The sequence below is a fragment of the Rhizobium sp. P1_B8 genome, from assembly GCF_056406515.1.
The window spans coordinates 1-18,612 of record NZ_JBFTZZ010000031.1 but is presented as its reverse complement, the minus strand read 5'-3'; the positions used below and the strand labels follow the sequence as shown (position 1 = coordinate 18,612).

General features: G+C 61.1%; 15 protein-coding genes and 1 pseudogene. 13 read left to right on the top strand and 3 right to left on the bottom strand.

From position 1 onward, the window contains the following. Positions 1-171: 171 nt before the first annotated feature. A complete protein-coding gene (locus tag AC1D2N_RS28775; RefSeq protein WP_130654112.1) occupies positions 172-1,089 on the bottom strand; it encodes a recombinase family protein in 918 nt (305 codons plus the stop codon). A 648-nt stretch (positions 1,090-1,737) separates the two neighbouring features. Here AC1D2N_RS28775 and AC1D2N_RS28770 point away from each other — a divergent pair. Beyond that, positions 1,738-2,080 (top strand): annotated as a pseudogene (locus AC1D2N_RS28770) (helix-turn-helix domain-containing protein); the annotation flags it as partial. 16 nt (positions 2,081-2,096) lie between these two features. Here AC1D2N_RS28770 and AC1D2N_RS28765 read toward each other — a convergent pair. Beyond that, positions 2,097-3,242: a helix-turn-helix domain-containing protein gene (locus AC1D2N_RS28765; RefSeq protein WP_020572886.1), complete on the bottom strand. Its 1,146-nt coding sequence runs from the start codon at positions 3,240-3,242 to the stop codon at positions 2,097-2,099. Between the two features lie 355 nt (positions 3,243-3,597). Here AC1D2N_RS28765 and AC1D2N_RS28760 point away from each other — a divergent pair, with 355 nt between their 5' ends. The 12 genes from AC1D2N_RS28760 to AC1D2N_RS28705 all read left to right on the top strand — a co-directional run bounded on the left by AC1D2N_RS28760 (position 3,598) and on the right by AC1D2N_RS28705 (position 17,945). Next, the gene (locus tag AC1D2N_RS28760; protein WP_026231066.1) at positions 3,598-4,644 is read left to right on the top strand and encodes a UDP-glucuronic acid decarboxylase family protein; all 1,047 of its coding nucleotides are present in this window, start codon (positions 3,598-3,600) and stop codon (positions 4,642-4,644) included. Continuing rightward, positions 4,644-5,630: a UDP-glucose 4-epimerase GalE gene (galE, locus tag AC1D2N_RS28755; RefSeq protein ID WP_130654113.1), complete on the top strand. Its 987-nt coding sequence runs from the start codon at positions 4,644-4,646 to the stop codon at positions 5,628-5,630. The genes AC1D2N_RS28760 and galE overlap by 1 nt, the downstream gene beginning before the upstream one ends. After that, entirely contained in the window at positions 5,627-7,534 is a 1,908-nt protein-coding gene (locus AC1D2N_RS28750; protein ID WP_130654114.1) for a glycosyltransferase family 2 protein, read from the top strand. The genes galE and AC1D2N_RS28750 overlap by 4 nt, the downstream gene beginning before the upstream one ends. A 19-nt stretch (positions 7,535-7,553) precedes the next feature. Beyond that, positions 7,554-8,492 (top strand): glycoside hydrolase family 26 protein, encoded by a 939-nt coding sequence (locus AC1D2N_RS28745; RefSeq protein ID WP_115157764.1) that lies wholly within the window; start codon positions 7,554-7,556, stop codon positions 8,490-8,492. Positions 8,493-8,510: 18 nt separating this feature from the next. Further along, the gene (locus AC1D2N_RS28740; RefSeq protein WP_018247062.1) at positions 8,511-9,017 is read left to right on the top strand and encodes a DUF995 domain-containing protein; all 507 of its coding nucleotides are present in this window, start codon (positions 8,511-8,513) and stop codon (positions 9,015-9,017) included. Between the two features lie 404 nt (positions 9,018-9,421). Then, a complete protein-coding gene (locus AC1D2N_RS28735) occupies positions 9,422-10,432 on the top strand; it encodes a LacI family DNA-binding transcriptional regulator (protein ID WP_018448913.1) in 1,011 nt (336 codons plus the stop codon). A gap of 40 nt (positions 10,433-10,472) precedes the next feature. After that, positions 10,473-11,765, top strand: coding sequence for an ABC transporter substrate-binding protein (locus tag AC1D2N_RS28730; RefSeq protein WP_018448914.1), 1,293 nt, complete (start codon positions 10,473-10,475; stop codon positions 11,763-11,765). Positions 11,766-11,837: 72 nt separating this feature from the next. Further along, positions 11,838-12,770 carry a carbohydrate ABC transporter permease gene (locus AC1D2N_RS28725; protein WP_130654115.1) on the top strand — a complete coding sequence of 311 codons (933 nt, stop codon included), beginning with the start codon at positions 11,838-11,840 and terminating at the stop codon, positions 12,768-12,770. Next, a complete protein-coding gene (locus AC1D2N_RS28720) occupies positions 12,763-13,656 on the top strand; it encodes a carbohydrate ABC transporter permease (RefSeq protein WP_047622204.1) in 894 nt (297 codons plus the stop codon). The genes AC1D2N_RS28725 and AC1D2N_RS28720 overlap by 8 nt, the downstream gene beginning before the upstream one ends. 2 nt (positions 13,657-13,658) lie before the next feature. Beyond that, complete coding sequence (locus AC1D2N_RS28715; RefSeq protein WP_130654116.1) at positions 13,659-15,359, top strand: glycoside hydrolase family 32 protein; 1,701 nt, start codon at positions 13,659-13,661, stop codon at positions 15,357-15,359. A gap of 13 nt (positions 15,360-15,372) precedes the next feature. Beyond that, entirely contained in the window at positions 15,373-16,419 is a 1,047-nt protein-coding gene (locus tag AC1D2N_RS28710; protein ID WP_130654117.1) for an ABC transporter ATP-binding protein, read from the top strand. A gap of 515 nt (positions 16,420-16,934) precedes the next feature. Next, positions 16,935-17,945 carry an Lnb N-terminal periplasmic domain-containing protein gene (locus AC1D2N_RS28705; RefSeq protein ID WP_130654118.1) on the top strand — a complete coding sequence of 337 codons (1,011 nt, stop codon included), beginning with the start codon at positions 16,935-16,937 and terminating at the stop codon, positions 17,943-17,945. A gap of 289 nt (positions 17,946-18,234) precedes the next feature. Here the strand turns inward: AC1D2N_RS28705 and AC1D2N_RS28700 are convergent. Then, positions 18,235-18,612 (bottom strand): helix-turn-helix domain-containing protein (locus AC1D2N_RS28700; RefSeq protein ID WP_477982457.1); only part of this gene is annotated, 378 nt, incomplete at its 5' end.

The following is an 18,612-nucleotide window of genomic DNA, read 5'->3' as shown; positions in this document are numbered from 1 at the left end:
ATCCCTTGCGATGAGTGATAGAAATGAATCCTCTCGCTCATGTGATGCTCGAAGGCTGTCGCGGAGACCCAGAGAGCACCTTGAAAGGTTAGAATCGACTATATCCAAAAGGGCGGCAAACCATATGTCGCCAATCAAGCGCGCCTCGTTCAGCCGCGTCACGACCAGCACTCATAAGCGTATGAGTCCGAAGCGGCGCGCTTCGTCCAACAGCGCCCTCACTGAAGACGGCTGCCATTTCCGGCCACCACGCGGCGGTCGCTCATGCATCTGGTCCAACTGCGCAGCAATCTCTCGAAGCGATAGGTCGGGATCGGCGATCGCGATCGCGGCGACCAACTTCATCAGATTGTCCTCGGGCGGCCGCCGAGGAGAGCGGGCGAGCAGTTCTGGCTCCGCAAGCTTTTCGCGTACCATCCGGTGAACTGCCCGGCGCAAGCGTTCGACCGTCCAGCTGTGGCCCATGCGATTAAGGATCAGCACCACATTGTCCCAACTATGTTGCGGCCGCAGCTTGCGAACAGTCGGCAACCATGTCTGCGCCGATGAGATCAGTTCGTCCAGATAAGCCCGATTGCGGGCGGCAGAGACAGCACGGATAGCTTCCGGTCGGCGCTCGCGAAGTCCTGGATTGCCGGCGAGCCGCCCCCGCGCTTTAGCCGCCTTCATGCCGGCTTTGGTTCGCTCTGCGATGAGCGCACGCTCGAGCTGGGCTACGGCACCCAATACCTGCAGAGAAAACATGCCTTGCGGCGTCGAGGTGTCAATTGGATCACGGAGGGACCGGAAGTGAACGCCCCTTTTCTCTAGGTCTTCGATGACAGCAAGCAAATGGCTAACGGAGCGCGCCAGCCGATCCAACCGGACGACAACGAGCACGTCGCCCGTGACAAGTTCGCGGAGAAGCTTCCTCAGGATGGGCCTCACCCTTGATGCCCCGGATCCGTGCTCCTGATGGATGCGATAGCAACCAGCCGCTCGCAACTCGTCCACCTGGGCGTCGTTGATCTGGTCTTCTGTCGATACACGCGCGTATCCAATCAGCCTCTGGGGAGCAGGATGGGGATTGGGGATTGCGGGTCTCGCCATGGAACTCCGATGTCGTCTATAGCAGCGGTTTGTACAGATAATGCATGCGTCAGTAAACGTTCCTTTGCAAGTGTGTTTTATGATCAGAATAGGAAGCCGTCGGGCGCGGAAACGAGGTCGAGATGGAGGACGGCTCATCGGAGGCCGAGAACACGCGCTGGGGGCTTGCCATGGGCAAAGAGCCCGAAATCCGAGGATCTGGAGGAGGTTAGGCACAGCCTCTTGCTCGATTGCAGGCTTTGACGCTGAAAAGCCGCCGCCAAATCTTCGAGCCAAGAGCAGCCGAAGGGAATTGCGCGACTTTGATTGCGTCACCATCGACAATTGGTAGTTATCGGAAGTGAAACGCTGCCGTCGCGATCGTCATCGATCGCGGAAGTAATACCGGAGATCACTTCCAATTAAGGACGCGTTTACCATGATGTCAATGTGTTACGTTTCTACGAAAATCACCTGACCAGCCTCCTGTGGCCGATTGCGGACGCCGGGATCGCGCTGGTGCGTCTCGACGGGCGCATCGCCCGTTCGCCGGTCGGCGTGGGCTGGATCGAACGATCCCACTTCATTGACGCCTGCACCTGGTTGTGGCTCGGCGGCGAACTCGTCCACCTCGAGGACCTTGTCTTCCACGACGCCCGCGATATGGCCGTCAATCTCAAAACCATTCCCGTCGATCAGCGCGGGCATCGCGATCGCGAAACCCGGCTGCTGGCCATTGCCCAGGGGCTGAATGCGGCTGCCGAAATCGGACTGAAGGAGCATGACCGGCTGGCGCCGACGCGACTAATGATTGAACGGAAGCTGGATGGGAGGCCGACGTCGTCAAAGCTGCCGGAGCGGGTCATGGCAAAACCGCTTGTCTCGGCAGGCATGGTCGAAAAAGCGCTCGGGGTGACGCCGCCAGGCGGCGCGGCGGATTGTGGGGAAGCTCGGCTTGCGGGAGATGACGGGGAGGGGGAGATTTCCGGCTCAGTTGAGAAACGGCCCTTAGCAAGCGGCATGCCGGATCAACCCGTCAGGGCCAGCCAATCCCCGATCGTTTTTCCGTAGCGCCGCGTGGAGCCGATGGCCGGAGCTGGTCGCTGTTGGGTTGCCACTGTCCTTCGGATTTCACGCGGGCTCAGCCCGAATTCGTGGATGAAGGCGCGCGTAAAATTGGCGGCGACCTCGAAACCGGCGGCTTCTGCGATTTCTGAAATCGGCCTGTGGTCGGCCGAATTGCTGAGATCCGCATAGGCCTGCAGCAATCGCCGCTTGCGAATATAATTGAGCACGCCTCCGCTCGCCTCAAACAGCTGGTAAAGCCGCGTACGCGAAATCCCCAATGCGCGGCACATCATGTCCGGTGTCAAGTTTTCCGAATGGAGATTGACGTGAATGTAGCGGTGCGCCCGCTCCATCAGTCCCATGTTGGTCTGGTTTTGACCGGTATCAGTCCTTGCGGACGATGCGGCGGCCGCAACGACCATATCGCCGATGGTTTGGATGATCCGGGGCACTTCCTCTATCGTCAGATTGCCGAGGTTCGTTTCGAGGCCCGTGAGATAGCCCGTGAGCAACTCGGCGTGGCTGCCCGAAAGAACCGTGTTGCCGGCGCTCTGGAGAAGGCTCGCATCGCGCGCCAGCAGCTCATACGGCAGGAACACGAGCAAAGCTTCGGTATCTGTCATCCGTCCGCGATAGGGGCTGCCGAGAGACATGAACAATATCTCGCCGGCACCGGTCTCGGTGACACGACGGTTGACCTCGGTCCAGGCCTGGCCGCTGCGCATTAGGCCGACGTTCCAATGGTCGATGGGGCTGGATCGAAGCATGGCCTGATCGCGGATATATCTGTGGGCCTGCGCGCGCTGCTGGACGATGAGGATATTGCCGAGATGCCAGCCGATCTGCTCCGCGAGGAACCCGTCTTCCGGTGATTTTCCCTCCGGCAAATGAACATCCGCGAGCGGCGCCATATGTGCCCGCCAGGCCTGGAATTGTTCTGCCGGTGGCAGGTCCCGCGTCGAGAATCGCAGTGGCACGAGTGCAGGGGAGGCATGGGGTGGTCGTTCCTTGCGCATGGCCGGTTCACGTGCCCAACGCCGCCGCTCCATCTGCGCCGGCCGCAGTTCCGCGGCAGGATCATCGTCGGATTCAGACCCTGTAGCCATTAATTCCTCCAGCGCATAACCCGACCCAAGCCATGGAAATTCAGAAAAGCAATTGTTTTTGCGGCTGAAATCCCCGGAGAACTCTGTCTGAAAAAGCGGAAGTGCCCGACGAGCCACCTCCATAAGTTGCTTATCATATTCCTTTCCGCTCAGAAATGTACGGAGCGATAATTTTCAGGATGTGGGGATAACGACAATTGCCTCCCTTGGCTGTATCTAAATAAACATCGGTTTTTTCCATAAGAAAAAACGGAATAATAAAGCATTCGCCTGATCGAACGACTTAGTATCGCGCAATGTCGAAGTAAATATAGAAAATTTCACAGCAAAATCTAAAAAAACACGGGGGATAGTCATGAACTACCTTGGTAAGATTCGTGCGCGCTCTGCGCAAGCTTCGTCTCATGACGCAAGTTATTCATCCGGAAAATCTCGTGCGCCCAAGAGAGTTCTTGTCACCGGCGGCGCAGGTTTCCTAGGATCCCATCTGTGCGAGACGCTTTTGGCCGCCGGACACCAGGTGATCTGCCTCGACAACTTTTCCACCGGCATGCGGCGCAATATCGCCCATCTGAAGGGCGTCGATCGCTTCAATGCCGTCGCCCACGATATCGTCCAGCCACTCGATCTGGAAGTCGACGAGATCTATAACCTCGCCTGCCCGGCATCGCCCCCGCATTATCAGGCCGATCCGGTCCATACGACGAAGACCTGCGTGCTGGGCTCCCTCAACCTTCTGGAGCTGGCCGCGCGCACCGGCGCACGCATCCTCCAGGCATCCACCTCCGAAGTCTACGGCGACCCGAACGTCCATCCGCAAGTCGAAAGCTACTGGGGCAACGTCAATTCGTTCGGGCCGCGCTCCTGCTATGACGAGGGCAAGCGGTGCGCCGAGACGCTGTTCTTCGACTTCCACAACACGCACGGCGTCGAGATCAAGATCATCCGCATCTTCAACACCTACGGCCCGCGGATGCGTCCGGACGACGGCCGCGTCGTCTCGAATTTCATCGTTCAGGCCCTGACGGGGCAAGACATCACGATATATGGCGACGGTTCGCAGACCCGCTCGTTCTGTTTCGTCGATGATCTCATCGGCGGCATGGTCCGCATGATGGCCTCGCCGTCGTCGCTGACGGGGCCCGTCAATCTCGGCAATCCGGGCGAATTCACGATCCGGGAGCTGGCCGAGCAGGTGATCGGATTGACCGGCTCCCGGTCGCAAATCATCCATCGCCCTCTGCCGGTTGACGACCCTCGTCAGCGTCGCCCGGATATTTCGCTTGCCATGCAGGAACTCGACTGGCGGCCGAAGATCGACTTGTCGAGCGGCCTGCGTCAGACGATCGACTATTTCGATGGCCTTCTCACCCGTCCAGCACGCGAGCTGGAGGCCGTCTGATGGATGCGCCCCGGGTCCTTGTCACGGGCGGTGCCGGCTATATCGGCAGCCACACCGCCAAGCTCCTCCGCTCGGAGGGGATTGAGCCTGTCGTCTACGACAATCTTACGACCGGAAACCGGTCGTCCGTGCGCTGGGGCCCTTTCGTCGAAGGTGACGTCCTCGACTCGCCATGCCTGATCGAGGCCATCGAGAAATATGCGCCCGATGCCGTCATCCACTTTGCCGCCTCGGCCTACGTGGGCGAGTCCGTGCAGAACCCGGCGAAATATTACAACAACAATGTCTGCGGTGCATTGTCGCTTATCGATGCCTGCCGGCAGACGGGGCTTCAGAACGTCATCTTCTCATCGAGTTGTGCCGTCTACGGCGTTTCCTCCGTGCTGCCGATCGATGAGACGTTGCCGAAGGCTCCGATCAATCCCTACGGCAGGACCAAGCTGATGGGCGAGAATATGCTCGCCGACTATTCGGCGGCCTTCGGCCTGCGTTATGTTGCCCTGCGTTACTTCAATGCCTGTGGAGCCGATCCGGACGGCGAGCTTGGCGAATGGCACGTTCCGGAAACCCATCTCATTCCGCGGGCGCTGCTGGCCGCGGCCGGCCGGATTCCGCACCTGGAGATATTCGGCGATGACTACGACACCCCTGACGGGACCTGCATAAGGGACTATATTCACGTCGCAGATCTCGCGCGCGCCCATGTTCAGGCTTTTACCCATCTCGCCAAAGGCGGAGCAAACCTCGCTGTCAACCTCGGCACCGGGCGGGGTTTTTCCATCAGGGAAGTGCTGCGCGTAATCGAGGAAACGACCGGCTGCGAAGTCCCGGTCGTCATCCATCCGCGCCGGCCGGGCGATCCGCCCAGCCTCTATGCCGACGCCAGCCTGGCCCGCGAGACACTCTGCTTCCAGCCTCGATATTCCGACCTCGAAACCATCGTGCGGACGGCGGCTCCGTTCTTCGGACTGGAGGTGCGCGCGTGACCGAACTTGCGATCAACCAAGCGACGCATGCTCCGGAACCCTCCCAGGAGCCGTTTCTTGTCCCGGTTCTGACCGGATATCGGCGGGCCGAATATTTGTTCTTGGCCGCCGTATGGGCCTGCGCCTTCGCCTATTTCTGGATTTGGTGGCTGGAGCCGCACCATCACGTCGATGCTTTCGGCACAATTACGGTGAGCCTCGTTCTTGCCTGGGTTACCGCTCTGCCGGCCTATTTCATCGTCGTCTTCTATCGGGCGGCAAGACCGAACGGTCCCTTGCGCCTGCCGGCGGGCAGCCGAGTGGCCATGGTCGTGACCAAGGCGCCGGCGGAACCCTTCTCGGTCGTCAGTGAAACCCTGCTGGCAATGCTTGCCCAGGAGGTGGAACACGACACCTGGCTTGCCGACGAAGACCCTTCCCCCGAGACTCTCGACTGGTGCTCCGGGCACGGGGTCTTCGTCTCGACCCGCAAGGGGCGATCCGATTACCATCGGACGTCGTGGCCCCGACGCACGCGGTGCAAGGAAGGCAACCTCGCCTTCTTTTACGACCACTACGGCTACAGCCGCTACGATTTCGTGGCGCAACTCGATGCGGATCATGTTCCCGCGCCCGACTATCTCTTCCACATGCTGCGTCCGTTCGCCGATCCAAACGTCGGCTATGTCTCGGCCCCCAGCATTTGCGACAAGAACGCTTCCGAAAGCTGGTCGGCACGTGGAAGGCTCTATGCCGAGGCCAGCATGCATGGCTCGCTCCAAGCCGGTTACAATGGCGGCCTGGCGCCGCTGTGCATAGGGTCGCATTACGCGGTACGTACCGTCGCCCTGAAACAGATCGGCGGCCTCGGTCCGGAGTTGGCTGAAGACCACTCGACGACAATGATGATGAATGCCGGCGGCTGGCGGGGTGTGCATGCGCTGGATGCCATCGCCCATGGTGACGGCCCCAGAACCTTCAGCGATCTCGTGACGCAGGAATTCCAGTGGTCGCGCAGCCTGGTCATGGTGCTGTTGCGGTACTCGCCGAGCCTCGTCGGCCGGCTGCCGCCCCGGCTCAAGTTCCAGTTCCTCTTTTCGCAACTCTGGTATCCGCTTTTTGCGTTCTTCATGTTGCTCATGTTTGCGATGCCGATCATCGCGCTTGTGCGCGGCCAGAACTTCGTGACGGTGACCTATCTCGATTTCCTCACGCATTTCGCGCCGCTTTCTATCGCTCTCGTGGTGATGGCTTATCGCTGGCGCGCCAGCAGTTCGTTCCGCCCCTACGACGCCAAGATCCTAAGCTGGGAATGCATGCTCTTTCTCTTCGCGCGCTGGCCCTGGGCGCTCGCCGGTACGCTGGCTGCGGTGCACGATTTTCTCACGGGCTCCTTCGTCGATTTCCGCGTCACGCCGAAAGGGCGGTCCGAAGTCGATCTGCTGCCGGCGCGTGTCCTGGCGCCCTACGCTGTGCTGGCGCTGATGGCGGTATTGCCCGCCCTGGCGATCGGCCATGCCGGCGCCTCCAAGGGGAGCTACTTCTTTACCGTCCTGAACGCGACAATCTACTGCGTGCTGCTTCTGGTCATCGTTGGGCGCCATTCGAAGGAAAATACGATTGCGGCGGCCCCGCGTTTCTACCGTCCGGCGATGGCGACCGTGCTTCTTGCGCTCGTCGCGCTGCCGGGGGTTGCAACGATGATGCGCGGAAAGGATGCGGCCGAGGCACTCGCCTGGGGCAGTGGCCGCCTTCAGCTGTTCGAAGAGCGCTACGCCGCCTCCGGTGCAGGCCGGGGCGGGACCGCCCTGCGCACGATCTTCTTCAAACCACGATGGATTTCCGATCCGGAAGAGATCCAACTGAGAACGGATGCCGCTCACCCGGATTTGCGGCCGAGCCTGGAGGAAGTACACAATGTCTAGCCCATCCAAAATAGCCCTGTTGTCGTTAACCGGCCTGTTGCTGTCGGGAGTCGCGGTCCTGCCGACCGCTCTGGGCAGCTTTGCCGAAGGGCAGCCGCTTGCGATGACGACATCGTCCATCGCGCCGCCGACCAAAATGCCGGTCGTCACGAAGGAGTCGCTCACGTTCGGCGCCTATGATCCGCACGGAGATTTAGCCGCGTCGCCCGATTCGAAGATCGAACACCTCTTCCTGCCCTGGGAAGACGTCGATCTGCGCACGCTCGCCCTGGCCGACGATTATGCGCAAGCGCGTGGCCGCACCTTGCTGATCTCGGTCGAGCCCTGGACCTGGTCATCCGATTGGCGCCAAACCTCGCAGGAACTGCTGCACAGCATCCTGGACGGTTCGCGCGATGCGAACATGGCCGCCGTCTGCTCGACTGCCGCCAAGCTGAAAAGTCCGGTCATCATTCGCTGGGGACAGGAAATGGACGAAACCGACAGCCAGTTCTCCTGGTCGCATTGGCAGGGCGCCGATTATGCCAAGGCCTATCGGCGGATGGTGGAGGTCTGCAAGGTCCACCTGAAGACGGCCAAATACATGTGGTCACCGAAGGGTAATGAGGGGCTTCAAGCCTTTTATCCCGGCAACGATGTCGTCGATCTCATCGGGCTCTCGGTCTTTGGCCTGCAGCAATACGACAGGGACAAGACTGGCAAGGACCAGACGTTTGCCGCGCACCTTGCGCCCGGATACGCCCGTGTCGCTGGTTACGGCAAGCCCATCATGGTTGCCGAACTCGGCTACGAAGGCGACGATTCATACGTGCGAAACTGGGCTGAGAGCATAACGAAACGCTATCCCCAGTTCCCGGCCCTGAGCGCCGTTATCTACTTCAACGACCGTGAAGTCTATCCGTGGCCGGACGGCTATGGCCGCCCCGACTGGCGGGTCGTCCGCGAAAGCATCAATTGAACAAGAGGGAAGCTGAACATGTCCATGCTTCAAAAAATGCTCCTGGCCGTGGCCCTCAGCGGTATCGCCACGGCCGCGTCCGCTGCCGGAACCAATGAGCCTGCGGGGATCGAGACCGCAAAGCCGATGAGCAGTGCGGAAATCTATCAGCTCTACAACCAGAATTCCTGGATGTGGAAAGCCGGTGCGGGCTACTTCTCCACAAAGGCGCGCCGCTTTACCGCCTGGTCGCGGGAAAACGGCTCGCCGTCTTTCGGCATGGGCCGCTGGTTCATCACGGAGTCGGGTAAACTCTGCTTCAACGCCGACTGGCACGCCAAAACCGGAACGGCGACGGCAATCACCTGCTTCAGCCACCGCAAGAAGGGCGGCCTGATCTATCAGAAACGCGAACCGGACGGTCAATGGTACGTTTTCAAGAGCAGACGGGCACAAGCCACCGACGAATTCGCAAAGCTTCGCCACGGCGACTACGTGAGCTCTCAATTGGGGAGGATTGAGGCTAGCGTCAGTAAGGCCAAGTAAAGGCGAAGCAGGGGGGTTGCGCGCGGCCGAGGCGCCATCTGTGTCCTTGTAGGAGCCGATGCCTGCGCGCAACCCTTTTCATAAAAGATCGCTTCAAAGACATACAGGCAGTCCGGGCAGCGATCGTCTCATCGTGGTCCAACGGACAAACTGAGGGGCAAATCACCAAGCTCAAGCTGGTAAAGCGCCAGATGTACGGGCGCGGAAAACTTGATCTTCTTCAAGCCCGCCTGATCGGCTCAATTGCACCAAATCTGCGTCAGAGCCAAGATTGCACGCCGGTAAGGGGTCAGTTTTGTGCGCCGATTGACAGATAGGTGTTCGGAACACCGAGCAGTGCACGTAAAAGCCGCTTGACAAAACGCGTCCGCTGCCACTATTGGGTAATCGATCACCCAAGGAGGATGGTGAAGATCGTGGCAGTATCGCTTTCTGACATCGCGGAACGTGCGGGCGTCTCGGTAAAGACGGTTTCCGGCGCATTGCACGGCGGCTCCGCCCGCATGTCCGACGATACGCGCCAGAAGATCAAGGCCATTGCGGAAGAACTCGGCTATGTGACCAACCTTGCGGCGCGTGGCGTGCGTCAGGGCTGGCTGCCGCTGGTCGGCGTCGTCTCCGACGGCCTCATCACTTCGCCCTTCGCCACCGAGATCGTACGTGGCCTCGATGGGGCGGCCCGTAGCGCCGGCATGGCGGTCTTTGCGGTCAACCACAGAAGCGGCCAGTCTATCGGCTCGGTGCTGGACGAGGTGCAGCAGTTCCGGCCGCGCGCCGTTGCTTATGCCGCAATGTACCACAAGCATGTCGCCCTGCCGGACAGGTTGGCGGGCGCCGTCGGCGTCATGATCAACTGCCGCGAGGCTGCCGGCCGCGTTACCGCGCTGGTGCCGGACGAAGAGGGCGGCGCACGGGAGATCGTGCGTTATCTCCTCGTCGCCGGCCGCCGGCGCATCGCCTTCATCAACCTGCCGGGCATTCTCGCCGGCACGCTACGCGAGATGGGGTTTCGTGCGGCGCTTGAGGAGGGGGGCATCGACCCCGCCGGCGTGTTGCCGGCGGTGCGCCGCAGCGTCTACAGTGACCGCGCGCCAAGCCTTGTTGCCTCTCATGTGGAGGCGCTTCTGAAATCCGGTCAACGGCCGGACGCCATCCTGTGCGGCAATGACCGCGTGGCGATGGAAGTCTATGCGGCGCTTGCCCGCGCCGGCCTTCGCATTCCGGATGATATCGCGGTGGCAAGCTTCGACAACCAGGTCGAGCTTGCCTCGCGGCTGGACCCGCCGTTGACGACGATGGCCCTGCCGCACCGCGCCATGGGCCGCCTTGCCATGGAGATCCTCCTGGCCGAGCAGCCCGAACCGCCGCATCTGCGGAAACTGCCGTTCCATCTGGTCGAACGGGCATCCGTCTGAACATCGAATAGTGTCTAACAGGAGGAGAATATCAATGAGAATGGGTAATCGTTTACTTTGCGGTCTCTTCGCGTCCGCCGCGCTGGTTGCAACCGCGAGTCTTGCCGAGGCGAAGACCGTCATCCACGTTATGCACCAGGGCGATCCCGGCTGGGTGAAGGCCTATGGCGACGTTGCCACCCGCTTCGAGGCCGCCAATCCCGATGTCGATATCGAGATGATCTACGCGCCGCACGATGCCTATAACGAAAAGTTCAGCGCCGCCGTCATGGCCAAGCAGCTGCCCGATATCATGGAACTCGATGCTCCGTTCCTCGCCAATTACGTCTGGTCCGGCTATCTGCAGCCGGTCAAGCCGCTCATTGACAAGGACCTGCTCGATGACATGACGGATTCGAATATCGCCCAGGGCACCTATCCGATCGATAAGGACCTCTATGCGATCGGCCTCACCGACTCCTCGGTCGTGCTCTACGGCAACAAGAAATATCTTGAAGCCATTGGCGCCCGCATTCCGAAATCGGTCGACGATGCCTGGACCCGCGAGGAATTCGAAGGCTATCTTGAAAAGCTTTCCAAGCTCGAAGGCGTGAAGTGGCCGATCGACACCTTCCGAGGTTACGGCATCAAGACCGAGTGGATCACCTATGCCTACGGCCCCCTGCTCGAAAGCGCCGGCTGCGACCTGATCGACCGCAAGACTTGGAAGGCCAGCGGCACGCTCGATGGCGAGGCCTGCGTCAAGGCGCTGACGATGATGCAGGACTGGGTGAAGAAGGGCTGGGTCGTACCGACTTCGTCAGGCACCAACCAGTTCTACGCCGAGGGACAGCCGGCCGCGCTCGCCATGGGCGGCCACTGGTTCTACGCGGAGGCATCGGCAGCGATGAAGGACAATATCGTCGTCATGCCGCTGCCGAAGATCGGCGACAAGGGCGTGAGCCCGAACGGAACCTGGATCTGGGGCATTTCCGCGACCTCGGAAAACCCTGAGATCGCCGGCAAGTTCCTGAGCTTCCTGCTGAAGGACAAGGCGTACCGGGAATACGCCAAGACCCAGTCCGCCTATCCGGGCCTGAAGAGCTTCGCCGCCGAATCTCCGCTCTATGCTGAAGGCGGTCCGCTCGCCATCGCCTTTGAGCAGGCTTCCAAGACCGCGATCGCCCGTCCGCCGCACCCGGCCTATCCGACGATCACCTCGGCCTTCATGCAAGCCGTCGACAAGATCTTCAACGGTGGTGACGCGCAGGAAGCGCTGACGGCCGCTGCCAAGAAGATCGACGAGGATATCGAGGACAACGCCGGCTACCCGCCCTTCGACGAGCAGCAGTAAGGGGTTTTGACGGGGCCGGTTCTCCGGCCGGCCCTGGACTATCTCGGGAGGATGATCGATGAGGAGGAAACAATGACTTTGCAACAGATCTCCACGCCCGCTTTGCGGCGTCCGGCGAAACGCCGCGACAAGCAGCGGCTCTGGCAGGAAATGGCGATGATCGCGCCTGCCTTTCTGCTTCTGGCGATATTCCTGATCACGCCGTTCCTCTTGTCCTTCTGGACGGCGATGACCAACCAGCCGCTCGTGCCGCGCCCGACGCCGGTGCGCTTTGTCGGCCTCCTGAATTTCGAGCGCGTCTTCACCGATCCGCTGTTCTGGACCTCGCTGTGGAACGTTACGCGTTTCACCTTCTGGGTGCTGCCAGTGCAGTGCGGCCTCGCCTTCCTGACCGCGCTGCTCTTGCACCAGAAGCTGCCGATGCAAAACCTGCTGCGCGGCCTGTTCTTCCTGCCGGCGATCACCTCCATGGTGGTGGTCTGCGTCATCTGGGGCACGCTGTTCCAGTATCCGAGCGGCCCGCTCAACCAGATCGTCGGTTTCCTTTCCGGCGGCACGATCCAGCCGATCGACTGGCTCGGCGACCCCAACTGGGCGATGTTCTCCATCGTGTTGCTTTCAGCCTGGCAGGCCTATGGCTTTCAGATGATCATCTATCTCGCCGGCCTGCAGGGCATTCCCGAAGAACTATACGATGCCGCCCGCATCGACGGGGCAAGCGCGCTGCGCCGCTTCTGGCACGTCACCATGCCCGGCCTTCGCCCGACGCATGTCTTCGTGCTGGTCATCACTACCATCCAGGCCTTCAAGCTCTATACGCAGGTGGCGATCCTCACCCAGGGCGGCCCGAAGGAAAGCACCGAAACCGTTGTCCACTACATGGTGCGCGCCGGCTTCGAGGAGCAGAAACTCGGCTACGCATCGGCCGTTTCCGTCATCCTCTTCGTCATCGTTCTTCTGATCGCGCTCCTGCAACGCAAACTCCTGAGGCGCTTCGATGTCTGATATCGCTTTGAGCCAGCCCGCCCCGCTGGCAATCGCAAGGGGCAACGGCAAGAGAAGCCTGCGCGTCGTGCAGAGCCTCTGCATCCTGGTCATCGCGCTGGTGATGATCTCGCCGCTGTTCATGCTGCTGATCGCCAGCCTGAAGGACGACCGTTTCCGCATCCTCGCCGACATGGGCAGCTTCCGCGCCTTCTGGGTCAGCGACCCGACGCTGTCGAACTACAAGGAGATCGCCCATTTCTCCGGCGAGCTGGCCTATGGCCGATATCTCTTCAATTCGCTGGTGATCCTCGTCGCCACAGTCGTCTCGGGTCTGGTCATCAACTCCATGGCGGGCTTCGTTCTGGCCTGGGGCTCGCTGCGCGGCAAGGCGGCGCTCTTGGCGCTGGTCGTCGCCCTCTATGTCATCCCGCAAGAAAGCATCATCATGCCGCTCGTCGTCATGATGTCGCGGGCGGGGCTGACGGATACCTTCGCGGTGCAGATCCTGCCCTGGGTGGCAAGCCCGCTCTATGTCTTCCTCTTCTACCAGTTCTTCGCGCAGCTGCCGAAGGAACTCTATGAAGCGGCGGAAATGGATGGTGCATCGGTCTTCCGCATCTACCGGTCAATCTACATGCCGCTCAGCCTGCCGGCGCTCGCCACGGTCTCGATCCTCATGGGCATCGAAAGCTGGAACCAGTATCTCTGGCCGACGCTGGTCACCCAGACCGACTATGCTCGGCCGATTGCCGTGGCCATCGCCACTTTCTTCGGACAGGACAGCATCTATTGGGACCGCGCCATGGCCGCCTCGGTGCTGATGATGATCCCCGTCCTCATTCTCTATCTGGCTTTCCAGCGCTGGTTCGTCAGTTCATTTGTCGGCTCCGCCGTGAAAGGTTGATCATGTCTCTGCAGGCAAAATCCGAAACGTCAGCACCTGAAACCATCGAAGCGGAGCTGCCCGAAGGCACGGTGCTGCATCTCTGGCTGAAGGCGCGCCATGCCGGCGGCGAGGCGAAGCTCTTCGTCGCTGTTGATGGCAACGACATCGGCGAGCCCTCGACCCGCCGCACGGGGGAATTTGAGTTCTTCGCTGTGACGCTCGCGAAGGGCGGTCATGCCACGCTGTCCTATGATGCGACAACCACAGCGCTCTCCGTCGCTTATGCCTTCCGGCCGGAAACAGTGATGAAGGAGGGCATCCGCGTCCTGCACAGCGATGCCCGCACCGCCGCCCCCAACGTGCCCGACAGCTACCACTTCCGCCCGCCCTTCGGTTGGATGAACGATCCGAACGGTTTTGGACGGTTCGGCGGAAACGCCCACCTCTTCTACCAGCATTATCCTCATGAGCCGCGCTGGAACACTATGCACTGGGGCCATGCCGTCTCGAAGGATTTTGTCCGCTGGACGCATCTGCCCATGTTCCTCTTCCCGGCGGCGCATCTATCGGAAAAGGACGATGGCCGCGGCGGCGCCTTCTCCGGCTCGGCGATCCCCGGCGCCGGCCCAGAAGGCGAGGAAATCCGCGTCTTCTACACCGAGCATGTGCGTGATCGGCAACCGGAAGAGCAAATCCAGCTTTCCGCCGTCAGCCGCGACGGCATCGTCGCCGGCCCGTCGAAAACCGTGATGCCGCTGCGCCCGGAAGGCTTGAACCTCACCACCGATTTCCGCGACCCCTATGTCTTCAAAGGCCCGGACGGCCGCTGGAAGATGCTGCTCGGCAGCCGCGACAGGCAGGGCGGCGTCGTACTGCTCTATGAAACCGCAGACGCGCAAGGCGCCGATGGCTGGACCTTCCTCGGCATCATCCATCGCGAGGACGGTTTCGGCATGACAGCGGCGGAATGCCCCTGCATGGTGCCGCTTTGCGGCAAAAACGCAGAAACCCGCTGGGCGCTGATCTTCGGTCTGCTCACCAGCCGCGACCCGGCCACCGGCCGCCGCAACCTCACCTCCGTCACCGTCGGCAGTTTCGATGGCCGCACCTTCACGGCGGAATTCGAGCAGGAGTTGGATTTCGGTTCGGATGCCTATGCCTTCCAGGCCTTCGTTGATGGCGACGAGCCGGTCGGCATCGCCTGGCTCGCCAACTGGTCGGATTTTTCCAAGAAGGACGATTTCCCGACGACTATGACCCTGCCGCGCAGCGTGCTTCTCGACGGTGACACCGTGCTGACCCCGCCGGTCGCAGCCGTCGAAAGCCTGCGCCATCAGTTGCTGGACGACACCGCGCTTGCCGCCGGCAAGACCGTGCCGCTCGGCACCGGCGCCGTCGAGATCGTACTTGATCTCACCGAGCCGGGCGCCGCCTTCGATCTCAACTTCGATCATCCGGATGTCGATCTAGGCGTGAAACTCGATGCCGATGGTCTGGCGATTGTCTTCGACGCCCGCACCGGTAAGACGCCGCCACGCTACGTCGCCACCGGCGCGAAACCGTCGAGCCTGCGCATCTTCCTCGATGCCGGCTCCATCGAAGTCTTCGCTGACAACGGCCGCTGGACGGGGTCCAAACGCATTCCGGGCTTTGCCGCCGCACGTTCGGCAACGCTCACCGGCGCCGTCGCCGAGGCCGGCGTCTGGCAATTGAAACTGTGAGGGAGGACAGACAATGGCATCGGTAGCAATCGACCGGGTTCTGAAGCAATACGGCGCGGCCTCCATTATCCACGGGGTTTCCGCGGATATCGAGGACGGTGAGTTCGTCACGCTCGTCGGGCCGTCCGGCTGCGGCAAGTCCACGCTTCTGCGCATGCTGGCGGGGCTGGAGGATATCAGCGGCGGTGAAATCCGCATCGACGGCCGCGTCGTCAACGACGTCGCGCCGAAGGAGCGCGATATCGCCATGGTGTTCCAGTCCTACGCGCTCTATCCGCACATGACGGTGCGCGAAAATATGGGCTTTGCCTTGAAGCTGCAGGGGCGCGATAAGGCGACAATCGATAAGCTGGTGAGCGAAGCCGCCGGCATTCTCGCACTTGAACCCCTGCTGGAGCGCCTGCCGAAACAGCTTTCCGGCGGCCAGCGCCAGCGCGTCGCCATGGGCCGCGCCATCGTACGCCATCCGAAAGTGTTCCTCTTTGACGAGCCGCTGTCCAACCTCGACGCCAAGCTGCGGGTGACCATGCGCAGCGAGATCAAGGAGCTGCATCAGCGCCTTGGCACGACCATCGTTTACGTCACCCATGACCAGATCGAGGCGATGACCATGGCAGACAAGATCGTCGTCATGCGCGCTGGCCGCATCGAGCAGATCGGCAAGCCGCTTGATCTCTACGACCGCCCAGATAACACCTTCGTCGCCGCCTTCATCGGCTCGCCGTCGATGAACCTCTTCGAAGGTGGCGTCAGCGACGGCGGCTTCCGTATCGAAGGCGGTGTTTCCCTGCCGCTTCCGCCGCAATTGAGCCAAAGCGCGGCGCGCATCTACGGCATCCGCCCGGAAGATCTCGACATTGCGGAGACGGGCATTCCGGCCACCGTGCTGACTGTCGAGCCGACCGGTGCGGAGACCCATCTTTCGGTGCGTATCGGCACGCAGACGGCAACGATCGTACTTCACCGGCGGCTGGATTTAAAACCCGACCAGCAAATCCACCTCGCGCCCAAATCCGAGAAAATCCACCTCTTCTCCGCCGAAGGCAATCGGATAGACTGATCCCCGGCGCCTCCCGCCGAGCCGCGTCCGTCATTTGACGGGCGTGGTTCGGTTCCGGTGCCATCCAGCCTTGCGACGTCTTGGTTTTGGGTGTTCGGCCCTTCAGCTGATCGAATTGGCCAATTGCGCGGCGATCTGTTGCCACGGCAAGGCCAGTCGCGAGCTCGAGGCATACTGCTTTCGCCTCCGCCTTCATTGACTGCCCCTCATTCGTCACCCCAAGGATCACCTGGCGCTCATCTTCCGGATCACGCTTGCGCACGACGCGACCCGCAGAGTCAAGACGGATAGCTGCGAGAATTCGTCGTGTTGGGGGCCTTCCCCTTCGTCCTTTGACGCTCTCGAGGGAGAGGAATGATTTCGCGGAGGAATATCTTCACGCCAGCGGAATTCAAGCATACCGAAATGGAAGATCCGGCGGCCTGTCGCTTCGCATAGGTTCTGGGCTTCGAGTCCGGAAACCGATAGGGTCCAATGATCAGGACGGACGCTTCAAGCTCGTTTGGAAAAGCAAAATGGTTCGACCGGTCCGTGCGATCGTCATTGCAGTGCTCGTGTTGCTTGTCGCCTTTGCATCGGCCTGGACGTCGCTCGCGCTTTGGTACCGCTTGCCGGTGCCCGAGGTCGGCAGGCTAGCCAGCGCCATCTTGTTCGGGCTTTTTGGCGCCTCCGTCGTCGTGGCGCTCTTTGGCAGGAGACGCCTTCGTGCGGTCCTCGCGTTTGCGGCCGCGTTCGTCCTGGTTCTCGTCTGGTGGAGCACGATCGAACCGCAGGCAAATGGCGTGTGGGCTCCGGACGTCGCACGTCAGGTCACCGGCGAATTCGACGGTGATCTGTTGACGCTGACCAATGTCCGCGATTTCGAGTGGCGCAGCACCACCGACTTCACGGAACGATGGACGACGCGCAGTTACGACCTGAACAAGCTGAAGAGCGTCGACATGTTCATGTCGTACTGGTCAGGTCCGGCCATCGCGCATGTCATCATGAGCTTCGGCTTCGACGACGGCCGCTATCTGGCGTGGTCTATCGAAGTGCGTCGCCTTTCAGGAGGTTCGTTCTCACCGCTGGCAGACCTCTTCAAAAACAGTCCTCTGGTCATCCTCGCCGCAGACGAAAGGGATGTGATCGGCCTCCGCTCCAATTTTCGCGGTGAGGACGTCCAGATCTACCGCCTAAGGGCGTCGCCGGCGGCTGCGAGGCTTCTTCTGCGCGAGTACGTCTCCGACGCAAACGCGCTTGCGGCCACGCCCGCCTTCTACAATTCGCTGACGACCAACTGCACGACGACCATCATCAAGATGATGCGTGTCGCAGGCGACGCCGTGCCGACGGACTGGCGCCTCATCGTCAACGGATATCTGCCGGAATACGCCTATGACCGTGGCGCGCTGGACACCTCGGTTTCCTTGTCGCAACTTCGGTCGGCCGCACACATCGCTGCAAGGGCGCACAAGGACGGTCTTTCGCCGATTTTTTCACAGGCGATTCGCGTCGGTGTCCCGTCGCCCCAGGGCGCGTTGTGACCTTGGCCGAAGCGTTGAAGCAAGCAAAACCGCCAGGCAGCAACACAATGCCTCGAGAGATTTTGACTACGATGGGCCCCGCTCTTTGAGGCTCTCTTGTTCGGCTCAGCACCAAGGGCGATCTTTTCGCACGACATAGACACCCCGGTGGCAGTTTGTCTTACGTGGAAGTCCAGGTCGCATATAAACCCTGGCAATCTAACGCAAACATCGCGGAATGGCTGTGATCGGCGGTTCGAATCGCCTCAAGACCTCGGGTCGACGAATCTTACAAGAGGGCACGTCTGGATCAGGCGTTACGCCGCCAATTGCCAGGCGTGGTGCCGACTATACCTGCAAAGACGCGCGTGAAATGGCTTTGGTCGGCGAAGCCGCAGGCGATGGCCACTTCGGCGAGCGGAGTATCTGAGTTCCGCAGGAGGTTGCGGGCGCGGTCTATTCGCTCACGAAGAACCCATTGATAGGGCGTCATACCGGTCGTCTCACGAAAAGCGCGAATGAAATAGCCGCGCGACAGATTGCACATCTGCGCGACTTCGGAAATCGACACGTTGCCGTCGAGGTTCTCAAGAAGCAGACTTTTCGCCAGATCCTCATGCGTCCGCGAGAGGCTGCCCGACCTATCGGAGGCTACCGTTGGCCGGCCGCCGTAACGCTGGACCAGGTA

What these genes read in the sequence shown, in the direction of transcription:
- AC1D2N_RS28775 (WP_130654112.1), bottom strand. Translation starts at nt 1,089, where the DNA reads ATGGCGAGACCCGCAATCCCCAATCCCCATCCTGCTCCCCAGAGGCTG.
- AC1D2N_RS28765 (WP_020572886.1), bottom strand. Translation starts at nt 3,242, where the DNA reads ATGGCTACAGGGTCTGAATCCGACGATGATCCTGCCGCGGAACTGCGG.
- AC1D2N_RS28760 (WP_026231066.1), top strand. Translation starts at nt 3,598, where the DNA reads ATGAACTACCTTGGTAAGATTCGTGCGCGCTCTGCGCAAGCTTCGTCT.
- galE (WP_130654113.1), top strand. Translation starts at nt 4,644, where the DNA reads ATGGATGCGCCCCGGGTCCTTGTCACGGGCGGTGCCGGCTATATCGGC.
- AC1D2N_RS28740 (WP_018247062.1), top strand. Translation starts at nt 8,511, where the DNA reads ATGTCCATGCTTCAAAAAATGCTCCTGGCCGTGGCCCTCAGCGGTATC.
- AC1D2N_RS28735 (WP_018448913.1), top strand. Translation starts at nt 9,422, where the DNA reads ATGGTGAAGATCGTGGCAGTATCGCTTTCTGACATCGCGGAACGTGCG.
- AC1D2N_RS28730 (WP_018448914.1), top strand. Translation starts at nt 10,473, where the DNA reads ATGGGTAATCGTTTACTTTGCGGTCTCTTCGCGTCCGCCGCGCTGGTT.
- AC1D2N_RS28725 (WP_130654115.1), top strand. Translation starts at nt 11,838, where the DNA reads ATGACTTTGCAACAGATCTCCACGCCCGCTTTGCGGCGTCCGGCGAAA.
- AC1D2N_RS28720 (WP_047622204.1), top strand. Translation starts at nt 12,763, where the DNA reads ATGTCTGATATCGCTTTGAGCCAGCCCGCCCCGCTGGCAATCGCAAGG.
- AC1D2N_RS28715 (WP_130654116.1), top strand. Translation starts at nt 13,659, where the DNA reads ATGTCTCTGCAGGCAAAATCCGAAACGTCAGCACCTGAAACCATCGAA.
- AC1D2N_RS28710 (WP_130654117.1), top strand. Translation starts at nt 15,373, where the DNA reads ATGGCATCGGTAGCAATCGACCGGGTTCTGAAGCAATACGGCGCGGCC.
- AC1D2N_RS28705 (WP_130654118.1), top strand. Translation starts at nt 16,935, where the DNA reads ATGGTTCGACCGGTCCGTGCGATCGTCATTGCAGTGCTCGTGTTGCTT.